Source organism: Flavobacterium sp. (genome assembly GCF_035292545.1).
Classification (GTDB): Bacteria; Bacteroidota; Bacteroidia; order Flavobacteriales; family Flavobacteriaceae; genus Flavobacterium.
Window position 1 is genome coordinate 1 of the sequence record NZ_DATDPV010000075.1, and the last position, 11,473, is coordinate 11,473.

At 33.6% G+C, this 11,473-nt stretch carries 11 protein-coding genes and 1 pseudogene; 8 read left to right on the forward strand and 4 right to left on the reverse strand.

What is annotated here, in order from left to right; translation table 11 throughout:
- The 6 genes and pseudogenes from VI621_RS13120 to VI621_RS13145 form a co-directional block, all read left to right on the forward strand.
- Window positions 1–555, forward strand: a pseudogene (locus VI621_RS13120) (peptidase M41); the annotation flags it as partial.
- Between the two features lie 115 nt (window positions 556–670).
- Window positions 671–1,273 (forward strand): lactate utilization protein B/C, encoded by a 603-nt coding sequence (locus VI621_RS13125; protein ID WP_324218859.1) that lies wholly within the window; start codon window positions 671–673, stop codon window positions 1,271–1,273.
- A 1-nt stretch (window position 1,274) separates the two neighbouring features.
- Complete coding sequence (locus tag VI621_RS13130; RefSeq protein ID WP_324218860.1) at window positions 1,275–2,114, forward strand: phosphatidate cytidylyltransferase; 840 nt, start codon at window positions 1,275–1,277, stop codon at window positions 2,112–2,114.
- A gap of 1 nt (window position 2,115) precedes the next feature.
- The gene (locus VI621_RS13135) at window positions 2,116–2,769 is read left to right on the forward strand and encodes a phosphatidylserine decarboxylase family protein (RefSeq protein WP_324218861.1); all 654 of its coding nucleotides are present in this window, start codon (window positions 2,116–2,118) and stop codon (window positions 2,767–2,769) included.
- On the forward strand, window positions 2,769–3,038 hold the full coding sequence (locus VI621_RS13140; protein WP_324218862.1) for an acyl-CoA-binding protein: 270 nt from the start codon (window positions 2,769–2,771) through the stop codon (window positions 3,036–3,038). Before VI621_RS13135 ends, VI621_RS13140 begins: the two co-directional genes overlap by 1 nt.
- A 7-nt stretch (window positions 3,039–3,045) precedes the next feature.
- Window positions 3,046–3,813 carry a superoxide dismutase gene (locus VI621_RS13145; RefSeq protein ID WP_324218863.1) on the forward strand — a complete coding sequence of 256 codons (768 nt, stop codon included), beginning with the start codon at window positions 3,046–3,048 and terminating at the stop codon, window positions 3,811–3,813.
- Window positions 3,814–3,893: 80 nt separating this feature from the next.
- Here VI621_RS13145 and VI621_RS13150 read toward each other — a convergent pair whose 3' ends face one another.
- Together VI621_RS13150 and VI621_RS13155 are read right to left on the reverse strand one after the other, a co-directional pair.
- Window positions 3,894–4,574, reverse strand: a complete 681-nt coding sequence (locus VI621_RS13150) for a hypothetical protein (protein WP_324218864.1) — start codon at window positions 4,572–4,574, stop codon at window positions 3,894–3,896.
- A gap of 203 nt (window positions 4,575–4,777) precedes the next feature.
- The gene (locus VI621_RS13155; RefSeq protein ID WP_324218865.1) at window positions 4,778–7,411 is read right to left on the reverse strand and encodes a valine--tRNA ligase; all 2,634 of its coding nucleotides are present in this window, start codon (window positions 7,409–7,411) and stop codon (window positions 4,778–4,780) included.
- 333 nt (window positions 7,412–7,744) lie between these two features.
- Here VI621_RS13155 and VI621_RS13160 point away from each other — a divergent pair, with 333 nt between their 5' ends.
- Window positions 7,745–8,179: a DUF1573 domain-containing protein gene (locus tag VI621_RS13160; RefSeq protein WP_324218866.1), complete on the forward strand. Its 435-nt coding sequence runs from the start codon at window positions 7,745–7,747 to the stop codon at window positions 8,177–8,179.
- Between the two features lie 40 nt (window positions 8,180–8,219).
- On the opposite strand, the gene VI621_RS13165 is transcribed toward VI621_RS13160, so the two are convergent.
- Window positions 8,220–9,545 (reverse strand): aspartyl protease family protein, encoded by a 1,326-nt coding sequence (locus VI621_RS13165; RefSeq protein ID WP_324218867.1) that lies wholly within the window; start codon window positions 9,543–9,545, stop codon window positions 8,220–8,222.
- A gap of 125 nt (window positions 9,546–9,670) precedes the next feature.
- Between VI621_RS13165 and VI621_RS13170 the strand changes: the two genes are divergently transcribed.
- Complete coding sequence (locus VI621_RS13170) at window positions 9,671–10,864, forward strand: pyridoxal phosphate-dependent aminotransferase (protein ID WP_324218868.1); 1,194 nt, start codon at window positions 9,671–9,673, stop codon at window positions 10,862–10,864.
- Between the two features lie 397 nt (window positions 10,865–11,261).
- On the opposite strand, the gene VI621_RS13175 is transcribed toward VI621_RS13170, so the two are convergent.
- Window positions 11,262–11,473, reverse strand: a 212-nt coding sequence (locus tag VI621_RS13175; protein ID WP_324218869.1) for a T9SS type B sorting domain-containing protein, incomplete at its 5' end; no start/stop codon positions are given.

An 11,473-nucleotide genomic window follows, 5' to 3' on the forward strand; every position in this document is an offset into this window, starting at 1 on the left:
CATGCCACAGTAAGTTGGATGTTAGAACATGCGGCACCGCTTGTAAAAGTAACTATTGTTCCAAGAGGACAAAGTTTAGGCGCAGCCTGGTATTTACCGGAAGAAAGATTAATCGTTCGTCCTGATCAAATGCTGGATGAAATGTGTGCTACCATGGGTGGAAGAGCTGCAGAAAGAGTCGTTTTTAATGAAATTTCTACAGGTGCTTTGAGTGATTTGGAAAAAGTAACCAAACAAGCAAGAGCGATGGTAACCATATATGGTTTGAATGAAAAACTAGGAAACATCACTTATTACGATTCGTCGGGGCAAAGTGAATACAATTTTTCAAAACCTTATTCAGAAGATACCGCTATGATTATTGATAAAGAAATTTCAAACTTAATTGAAAGTCAATATCAAAGAGCCATCAAAATCCTAGAAGTAAACAAGGATAAATTGAATCAATTGGCTGATATACTGATAGAAAAAGAAGTAATTTTCAAAGATGACCTAGAGGCCATTTTCGGAAAAAGAACTTTCGACAAGAATTTGCAGGAAGAAACTTCTCTTTAATTAAAAAATATTTTTCATTTTTATAAAAATCTTAATTCAAAAAAACGCTTTTGAATTAAGATTTTTTTATCTTTGAAAGTTTTCAAACGACAACCTAAGCATTTGAATCTATTATATGAGTCTTTTTAAGAAAATTTTTGGTTCCGGTAGCGATTCCTCAGATGAGGAAAATCCAAGTAAGTTCAATGAATCGGCTTTAAATTTGTCATTGCCCGTAGATGAAAGATTCACTTTTAATTTTAAAAAAAATGGAGGTAAATTTTTGTATTGCGAAAATTTAAATGAGGTTAAGGAACAATTTGAAAATATATTAGAAGAAAATGATTGGTATGAATCCGAGGTTCTTTGCTATGAACCAAAATTATTCAGCATGCTGGATGAAAATAAATTAATTTACGACAAGCCAAAAAACCCAAAATTTCTTCTTGCAACCTGCGAAAACCTAATTGCTGACGAAGGTTCTGTTTTGTTTTCATCAAGTCAAATAAAACAAAATAAGCCGAACGAATTACCTGCTAACATCGTAATATTGGCAACAACAAGCCAGATTTTAGAAAGCAAAAGTGATGGTCTTCGCATGATAAAAAAGAAATACGAAAAAGATTATCCTACAAATATTACTACCATAAAATATTTTGAAAAAGTAAAAGAAGAAGATTTTTTACATTACGGAAGTTCTGCTAAAAACCTTTATTTATTGCTTTTAGAAGACCTTTAAGATGAACGAAACGCTCAAAAGGTCCTTATCTGGTGCTGTCTATATATTTTTATTAGTCGCCTCCATTTTATTTTCGACTGAAAGTTTTTTTATTTTATTTGGAATTTTTCTACTTATAACTGTTGTGGAATTTTGTGATTTGGTGCAAATCAATAAAATCATACCAATTCTATTAGCTGGCGCAATCTATTTTTTATTTTACCTGACAAATTTCAAGCAGGAAATTGCATTCTTATCTAAGCCGGCAATTATACCAACACTTGTTGCGCTTAGCGTTACACTCCTTGTTTTCATAAAATGTTTAGTGTTTTTATTTGATGAGAAAAGCACACAAATTGACTCCATTTCAAAATATATCTATCTGATAGGTTATATCATTCTTCCGTTCATTTTTATTACCAAAATTCCTTTTGGAGTAAAAGGCTACAATCCAAAAATCATCATTAGTATTTTTATCCTTATATGGACTAATGACACTTTTGCTTATATTGTGGGAAAATCTATTGGAAAAAGAAAATTATTTGAACGAATTTCTCCGAAGAAAACTATCGAAGGATTTATTGGCGGCGTAATCTTTGCAGTAATTGCGAGTTATATTATTTCGAAATACTATATAGAAGTAAAGGAAGGCGCAACTTTTATTTGGATTGTAATCGCATTAATTGTTGGTGTTTTTGGCACTATTGGCGATTTAATTGAATCCAAATTCAAGAGAGTTGCCGGTGTAAAAGACAGCGGAATTATAATGCCTGGACATGGAGGCATTCTAGATCGGTTTGATAGTGTTATATTTGTAGCACCAATTGTATTTTTGTTTTATCAAATTTTAAATTTTTTGTAATATGTTTCATAAAGAAGGTGGGAAAATTATTTTAATAGCGACAACATTGTCCGTTGCTATACTGTTGTTGTCAAAAGAATTTATCACCACTTTTTGGTTGTTAAAATCTGTTCAAATCGCAACATTAATATTACTGATAGTTGTTTTACAATTTTTCAGAAATCCAAAAAGAACAGTTGAAATTAATGACAATCATATTATTGCACCTGTAGATGGAAAAGTAGTTGTGATCGAAGAAGTTTTTGAAAAAGAATATTTCAAAGACAAACGTATGCAGGTATCCATTTTTATGTCACCAATAAATGTTCACGTTACGCGTTATCCAGTAAATGGAAAAGTAAAATTCAGTAAATATCATCCTGGTAAATTTCTTGTTGCCTGGCATCCAAAAGCAAGTGAGGAAAACGAAAGAACGACAATTGTTATTGACAATCCAGTTTTCGGAGAAATTTTATACCGTCAAATTGCCGGGGCTTTAGCCAAACGAATCGTCAATTATGCCGAAGAAGGAATGCAGGTTGTTCAAGGTGAAGATGCCGGTTTTATAAAATTTGGTTCCAGAGTAGATTTATTTTTGCCGCTTGGAACACAAATTAATGTAAAACTGAACCAAAAAGCAGTTGGAGGAAAAACAATAATTGCAATTAAATCTTAATGACAAAAAAGGATTTAGATATTCGATTTCAGGAGGCCGTTGAAAAGGCTTCTGCCATGTCGCAAGCATCATTGCCACAAGATGTCCAGTTGAGGCTTTATGCCTATTATAAACAGGCCACTTTTGGAACATTGAATCCAACCCATATTTCTAATTTTGATTTAAGAAATGCTTTCAAGACCAACGCTTGGATGCAAATCAGTCACCTCACACCAGATGAAGCCAAAGAATTTTATATTGAAGCCATTAATTCCTTACAAGAAAAATAAAAATATCATGAAAAAGACAACTGCGTTACTCTTGTGTTTTTCATTTCTTTTAATGTTACCATCCTGTAACAATAAAAAACTTACCGAAGTTGTTGAAGTTCCACTTCCTTCAGCTCAGGAAAAAATATCTATTGGAAATCCCGATGATGTAAAAGCTGATGCTGGTACATTTGAAATGGCAAAATTACCATATTCCTATGATGCATTAGCACCAAATATTGATGCGCGCACTATGGAAATACATTATTCTAAACATTATCTGACGTATACCAACAACCTGAATAAAGCCATTGCGGGAACCGATTTTAAACAGTTAACCATAGAAGAAATTTTATCGAAATCGGTTTTAGACAGCACAGATTTAAGAAACAATGCGGGCGGTTATTACAATCACAGTTTGTTTTGGGAATGTATGGGACCAAAAGCCGGCGGGCAACCAAAAGATACATTAGCAGCAGCAATTACAAAGGATTTCGGTTCATTTGAAAACTTTAAATCGCAATTTAAAAATGCAGCCACAAAACAATTTGGTTCTGGTTGGGCTTGGTTGATTGTAGACAAAACAGGGAAACTCCAAGTGACGAGTACGCCTAATCAAGACAATCCTCTGATGCCAAATGTCCTGATTCCGGGAACGCCTATTTTAGCATTAGATGTTTGGGAACATGCTTATTATTTGGATTATCAATACAAGCGAAAAAACTATATCGACGCTTTTTTCAATATTATTAATTGGGATGTCGTTGAGAAAAAATATAAAGAAAATTTGAAATAATAGTTTTGAAATGTTCCAAGAAATTAGGACATTTTTTATTTAACAATAACTCATCCTGAAATATCGTTTATTTGAAGTAACTATTCCCTAATAACAACAACTGTTGCTTTATAACCCGCTTCGAGATTCCATTGATTAGCATAAAGGAGATTTCCTAATTCATCATAAATCTCAAATTGAGCTGTATTTAACCCACTATCTCCTTGAGTGATAGCTTGAATTTCAATTTTATTCATCCCTTTCTCAAACGTAAGTTCTCTTACTTTAAGATTGGCCTGTAGCACAATATTGGAAGCAATCTCAATACCATTAATATAAATACTAATGATATCACCATCAATTTCCTGATAATCAAAAAAATGAATCCTTACAAATCTTGATTTGGTCTTAAAATCACCCAAGTATTGATTCTTTTTGCTTAAACGATATTTTTCATCTGTATTCTTTTCAACTAATCGTTTTTGATAAATTTCATTTGAATTTCTAAAGGGTTGTTTTTGCATGAAATTCACAACATCCTTCTCCCCGATTTTTCTTAAACTACTTGGTAAAGAATTATTATTAAATGGAGTGCTTTTTAAAGGAAGCGTTATCGGAGGAAAATTTATTGATGGAAAATGACTCGTAGGAGCGCTGTTTTTAATCACTTTCACATTGCTGTTAAGAGGCGGAATTGCAAATGACTGATCACCAAAATCAGTTTGGGCATAACCGTTTGATGACAACCCCATTAAAAGCGCTAAAAGCAGCATGATTTTCATTGAAACCTTTTTGTTAACACGATTCTTTGTATTGCGGTTAAAAGTAGAAAAAAATCAGTGATTTAAAATCATTAATTAACTCAAAATTATATTTATAGTTTAAATCTTACCTCACATTATTTTATAATTGAAAAGTGCTATTGATCCAAAATAAAAAATGTCCCAACAAAATTGAGACATTTTTATTTTATGAAAACTAAAACTTATTTCAAACCAGCTAAACTTTGCTCGATTGTAGCAATTTTTGACAAAGCGTCGGTTTCTTTTTGTTTTTCGTTGTTCAATACTTTTTCCGGTGCTCCGGCAACAAACTTTTCATTAGAAAGCTTTGCTTGCACCGATTTCAGGAAACCTTGTGTATATTTCAATTCTTCGGTCAATTTTGCAATTTCTTCTTCTACATTGATTGAACCCGTAATCGGGATAAAATATTCATTTGATTTTACACGGAAAGACAAAGCACCATCCACTTTTTCAGAAACGTATTCTAATGCCGTGATATTCCCTAATTTGGTCACTACTGTATCAAAATAAGTAGAAACGTTGTCGTTATTTACTACTTTCAATTCAATAGTATCTTTGAACGGAATATTTTTGTCTTTTCTGATGGTTCTGATTCCGGAAATAACTTCCATCGTGTTTTCGAAATCCGTAATTAAACTTTCGTTAAAAGGTTTCAAGACCGGCCATTCCGAAATAATCAAGGCCTGTTCCAGCGTTCTTTCTGCAATGAGATGCCAAATTTCCTCTGTTAAAAACGGCATGAACGGATGCAATAATTTCAGGTTGTTTTCAAACATTTCAATGGCTTTATCAAAAGTGACTTTATCTATTGGCTGTTGATACGCTGGTTTGATCATCTCTAAAAACCAAGAACAGAAATCATCCCAAACGAGTTTATAAATTCCCATTAAGGCATCCGAAATTCTATATTTTTCGAAATTGTCTTCGATTTCAATTAAAGTTTGCTGCAGCTTTGCTTCATACCATTCGATAGCTACTTTAGACGATTCCGGTTGTGGAATCGCTTCGCTTACTTCCCACCCTTTTATCAATCGGAAGGCATTCCAGATTTTATTAGTAAAGGCTTTTCCTTGGTTGCACAATTCTTCGTCGAACATGATATCATTTCCGGCGGAAGCGCTTAACAACAATCCTACACGAACTCCATCGGCACCGAATTTTTCGATCAAATCCAATGGATCTGGTGAATTTCCGAGAGATTTTGACATTTTTCGTCTTTGTTTGTCACGAACCAAACCTGTTAGATATACATTGGTAAATGGTTTCTTTCCGGTATATTCATATCCTGCGATAATCATTCTGGCTACCCAGAAAAATAAAATATCCGGACCGGTTACCAAGTCATTTGTTGGATAATAATATTTGAAATCTTCGTTTTCCGGATCCATAATTCCACCAAAAACAGCCATTGGCCATAACCAGGAAGAGAACCAGGTATCCAGAGCATCTTTGTCTTGTCTAAGGTCTGTAATTGTCAATTGTGGATTGTTGGTTCTGACTTTTGCTAATTCCAATGCTTCTACAATCGATTCAGCAACTACATAATCTTCCTTCCCATCACCATAAAAATAGGCCGGGATTTGTTGTCCCCACCAAAGTTGGCGGGAAATATTCCAATCACGGATGTTTTCTAACCAGTGACGGTATGTATTTTCGAATTTCTTTGGGTATAATTTTATTTCGTCGTCTTCGAGAACCGCTTTGATGGCAGGTTTTACCAAATCTTCCATTTTCAGGAACCATTGATCTGACAAACGAGGTTCGATTACAGCTTTTGTTCTTTCGGAAGTACCTACTTTGTTCAAATGCGTTTCTGTTTTTGTTAAAGCTCCCGTTTTTTCTAATTCCAGAGCAATTTCCTCACGAACTACAAAACGGTCTTTTCCTTCGTAATGCAATCCGAAACTATTTAAAGTCGCATCTTCGTTAAAAATATCGATGATTTCTAAGTTGTGCTTCTCTCCTAACGCTTTGTCATTCATGTCATGGGCCGGCGTAACTTTTAGACATCCGGTTCCAAATTCGATATCTACATATTCGTCTTCTATTATTGGAATCACTCTTCCGCAGATTGGAACTATGGCTTTTTTACCTTTTAGATGAGAAAAACGTTCGTCATTCGGGTTGATACAAATGGCGGTATCTCCAAAAATGGTTTCCGGACGTGTTGTCGCCACTGTTAAGAAATCTTCGGTTCCTTCGATTTTATATTTAAGGAAATATAATTTTCCTTGTTGTTCTTCGTAAATTACTTCTTCATCAGAGAGTGTCGTTTTTGCTTCTGGATCCCAGTTTACCATTCGGTAACCGCGATAAATTAATCCTTTTTTGTGCAAATCGACAAAAGAACGAATCACGGAAGCTGACATGTCAGGATCCATAGTAAATTTGGTTCTTTCCCAATCGCAGGAAGCCCCCAGTTTTTTTAACTGGTCTAAAATTACGCCACCGTATTTATCGGTCCATTCCCAGGCATGTGCTAGAAATTCTTCGCGTGTCAGGTCGTTTTTGTTTATTCCTTCGGCTTTTAGCTTGGCTACTACTTTGGCTTCGGTTGCAATGGAGGCATGATCGGTTCCGGGAACCCAACAGGCGTTGAAGCCTTTTAATCTCGCACGACGAATCAGCACATCCTGAATAGTATTATTCAACATATGTCCCATGTGCAATACTCCGGTCACGTTTGGTGGTGGAATTACGATGGTATATGGTGTTCTATGGTCTGGTGTTGAATGAAAATAATTGTTTTTCATCCAGTAGTCGTACCATTTGTCTTCTATGGTTTTGGCGTCGAATTGCGATGGAATTGTCATTGTATTGTTGATTCGTTAATGCGTTTATATGTTTACAAAAATTCTTCTTTTTACTTCTCTCGAAATGCTAAGATTCATCTAATAGCCCTGATGGTAGTGGAAATCCTTTTTTGTCCGCCGGAAAGTGGACAAAAAAGATTATAACGTACAGCAGGAAAATGATTTATAAAGATGCCCAAACTTTTTGCTCCTGAAAATCAGAATTAAGTTTTGGTACGCTTTTTGTATTTGCTACAAAAGTAAATAATTATGTACAGTATAAAAAGCGATTTAAATATTTGTACATTAATTAAAAGAAAGTAAATTTACATAACCAAACTAAAACTAAATATAATGAAAAGATTAATACTTTTATTAGCTGTTGTTATTGTTAATGCATCAGCATTTGCTCAATCGGGAGCTAAAATTGAATTTAAAGCTGAAGATAATACCATTGATTATGGTAAAGTGACGAAGGAGGCCGACAGTGGCGTTCGTACGTTTGAATTTAAAAATACGGGAGATGCGCCTTTGATTATCACGAATGTTCAGTCGACTTGCGGTTGTACTGTTCCAACGAAACCAACAGAGCCAATTATGCCTGGTAAAACTGGTAAAATTGATGTAAAATACAATATGAACCCAGGGCCGATTAGAAAAACAATCACTGTTGAATCTAATGCAGTGAATTATGAAGGCGGAAGAATTCCTTTGAAAATAAAAGGTGAGGTTATTGTGAAACAGGAAGTAAACTTATTGGAGAAGAAAAAATCGGTTCCAAATCAATAATAAAAAATTAAAAAAAGCGCTTCAATTGAAGCGCTTTTTTTTACAACATACTTTTTAACTGGAATTTAAATTTCATAATCATATTATTTCTTTCGATTTCCATTTCTATCCATTTTCCATCTTCTGATTTCAGTAATGAACTGATTTGTTCTAATGAATATTTGTAGCCTTTTAATTTATTTATGGAAATTATGATGTCATCTTTTTTTAGTCCTGCAACATCTGCCGGGGAATCTTTTCTGACACTAGAAATGGAGTAAATTGGTTTTAGAATGAATTTGTATTTAAAGTTATTATTAATTTTCTCTCCACTTGTATTGTATTGATGTTTTGGTTGTGTTGTCTGAAGCTGTACGGTTTCCTCAACCCATTGCAATCCTTGATGTTGTATTTCAATTCCGCTCATGTTATAATTAAACGTAAGATCAAAATCGCGTCCTTTCTTTAAAAATATTTTACTGTTTTTGTAATCAAAAATCACCACAAACCTTTTGAATATTTCGCCTCCAATTGAGCCTACCCTATCTTTTACAAAATTTACATTTACTGTTGACAAAGAATTTGGGAAAGCCACAATAGGTTTTTCAAATTTGAATTTATCAATTGTCAAATTTGAAATTCTTGCTCTTTTTCCATAAATTTCTCCACTAAATCCTCTTCCTAAAAAATCATTAAAATTCTTAGATGGTATATTGATTTCCTTAGATTGCTCTACAAAAAGCCAAACTGCATCACTATTTCCAGAATCAAGCAATAGTTTTACCGGAATAGTTTTTTTTCCTATTTCAATTGATGAAAACAAATATGGTTTATGTTCTTCAATAGAAATGGGATAACTTGAAAATTGTTTTTTAATTCTTTTATTAATTTTCTTATTCTCTTTATAGATTATTACTTTTTTTCTGTCATAATCTATTTCTACTAAGTAATTTTTAAATAAGTCATATCCAATGATGCCATTTACTGGTATCCCAATATGGGAAGAAAAATTAAATTCCTGATCTAATACAATATATACTTCATGATCAGTATCAATCAAATTAGGCAAGGATAGCGTATTATGGGATGATTTTAGCCCCTCAATTGACTCTTCAATCCCTAAACCTCTTAATTTTATTTTTTCTACATTATAAAATCGAACTTCGTCTTTATCCTCCAAGCTAAATAAAATGGTTTCGTTAACACCAGTATCGAGCAAAAAATTTAATTCAACCCCATTAACTTTAATCGGTATAAAAATTAAATTATTAATCAATTCAAATGGAACAACAATTTTATTTTTATTGTTTTGAAATTGAAAACCGTCCTGTGCAAATACTGCTGTAGAAAATATTAAGAGAAAAAATAGAGCACAAACATTCTTCATAGAAATTCATTTATATAAAGTTACTAAACTTACTACAAATAAAAATGATTTAACAATATCCAACACCAAACATTGTCACTTTTTTGAAAAAAAAATCGCAAATTTGCATTTCAAAACATATCATCATGCCAAAAGTTTCAAATAAAGGAAAACAAATGCCCGAATCACCAATCAGAAAATTGGTGCCTTATGCAGATATCGCAAAAAAGAAAGGAAATAAAGTCTACCACCTAAATATTGGTCAGCCAGACATAAAAACTCCTGAAGTGGCGATGAATTCTATCAAAAATCTTGATATAAAAGTTTTAGAATACAGCCATTCGGCCGGTTTTGAAAGCTACAGAACCAAATTATCCCAATATTACAAAAATCATGGTTTGCCAATAGAAGTTGAGGATATTATCATCACAACTGGCGGATCAGAAGCTTTGCTTTTTGCAATGGGAAGCACTATGGATCATGGTGATGAGATTATTATTCCAGAACCATTCTATGCCAATTATAATGGTTTTTCAACCGCTTCTGGTGTAAAAGTGGTTCCTGTTATTTCAACTATTGAAACTGGATTTGCATTGCCACCAATTGCTGATTTCGAAAAATTAATCACGCCAAGAACAAAAGCAATTCTGATTTGTAATCCAGGAAATCCAACGGGTTATTTGTATTCAAAAGAAGAAATGATGCAATTGGCAGAGTTGGTTAAAAAACACGATTTATTCCTGATTGCCGACGAGGTCTATCGCGAATTTACCTATGATGGCGACATACATTATTCTGTGATGAACATCCCAGGTTTAGAAGAACATGCTATTATGATTGATTCGGTTTCAAAACGATATAGTATGTGTGGCGCCAGAATTGGTTGCATTGTTTCAAAAAACAAAGAACTTATGGCAACAGCAATGAAATTTGCTCAAGCAAGATTAAGTCCGCCTACATTTGCTCAAATTGCCAGCGAAGCAGCGCTTGACACCCCACAAAGTTATTTTGACGAAGTGATTACAGAATACAGAGAACGAAGAGATACACTTATTGCCGAATTGAATAAAATTGAAGGTGTAAAAGTAGCAAAACCTAAGGGTGCCTTTTATTGTATTGCACAATTACCGATTGATAATGCGGATAAATTTGCACAATGGCTGTTAGAATCCTATGATTTGAACAAGGAAACCGTGATGGTAGCGCCTGCTGCTGGTTTTTATTCCACTCCAGGAGTTGGCCTAAACGAAGTTCGAATTGCTTATGTCCTTAAAAAAGAAGATCTGATTCGTTCTGTTGAAATCCTAAAAGATGCAATCAGAGTGTATAATTCAAAATAATAATCTTTATATTAAATAAAAAACCGGTAAGTTATCTTATCGGTTTTTTTATTGCTGTTTTTGGTCTAAATCTAAATCCGAACAGTTGTACTTTATAGGAAATTAATGTTTTGGGTGTGACCCCGAAGCATAACATTTTGCTCACTCTTACAGCATCTTCCTGCTTCGGGGTCGGGCTGTACACTATATCTTTTTTTTCTTAAAGAAAGAAAAAAAAGGATGCCGTTTCCATCCCTCACACAAAAATACCAAACAGCCCACTTGTTATTCTAACTTTAATCTGAAATTTCACGTAAAAGCAACAGAACGAAAACCTTCATTTTAAACAAATGGCATCCTTTTTATAAAATAAAAAGCTTCCAAAATGGAAGCTTTTTTATTCTTAATCTAATGAATTTTATCTTTTTAATGAGAAATGCGCTTTAAACACTTTATTGACTCCTGTTTCTAAATAGTCCACTGTAAACCAGTAATCTGACGATGGCATTAGTTGGCCGTTATACGTACCATCCCAGCCTCCTGTGCCTGTCGGACTGATTTGTTTGATCAGTTTTCCATAACGGTCAAATATATAAATTTTTGCGTTAGGTTGCGAACTTAATCCAATAA

Bases quoted from the DNA above. Each gene is read 5' to 3' on its own strand.
- VI621_RS13155 (WP_324218865.1), bottom strand. From the start codon at position 7,411: ATGACAATTCCATCGCAATTCGACGCCAAAACCATAGAAGACAAATGG.
- VI621_RS13165 (WP_324218867.1), bottom strand. From the start codon at position 9,545: ATGAAGAATGTTTGTGCTCTATTTTTTCTCTTAATATTTTCTACAGCA.
- VI621_RS13160 (WP_324218866.1), top strand. From the start codon at position 7,745: ATGAAAAGATTAATACTTTTATTAGCTGTTGTTATTGTTAATGCATCA.
- VI621_RS13140 (WP_324218862.1), top strand. From the start codon at position 2,769: ATGACAAAAAAGGATTTAGATATTCGATTTCAGGAGGCCGTTGAAAAG.
- VI621_RS13170 (WP_324218868.1), top strand. From the start codon at position 9,671: ATGCCAAAAGTTTCAAATAAAGGAAAACAAATGCCCGAATCACCAATC.
- VI621_RS13135 (WP_324218861.1), top strand. From the start codon at position 2,116: ATGTTTCATAAAGAAGGTGGGAAAATTATTTTAATAGCGACAACATTG.
- VI621_RS13130 (WP_324218860.1), top strand. From the start codon at position 1,275: ATGAACGAAACGCTCAAAAGGTCCTTATCTGGTGCTGTCTATATATTT.
- VI621_RS13150 (WP_324218864.1), bottom strand. From the start codon at position 4,574: ATGAAAATCATGCTGCTTTTAGCGCTTTTAATGGGGTTGTCATCAAAC.
- VI621_RS13125 (WP_324218859.1), top strand. From the start codon at position 671: ATGAGTCTTTTTAAGAAAATTTTTGGTTCCGGTAGCGATTCCTCAGAT.
- VI621_RS13145 (WP_324218863.1), top strand. From the start codon at position 3,046: ATGAAAAAGACAACTGCGTTACTCTTGTGTTTTTCATTTCTTTTAATG.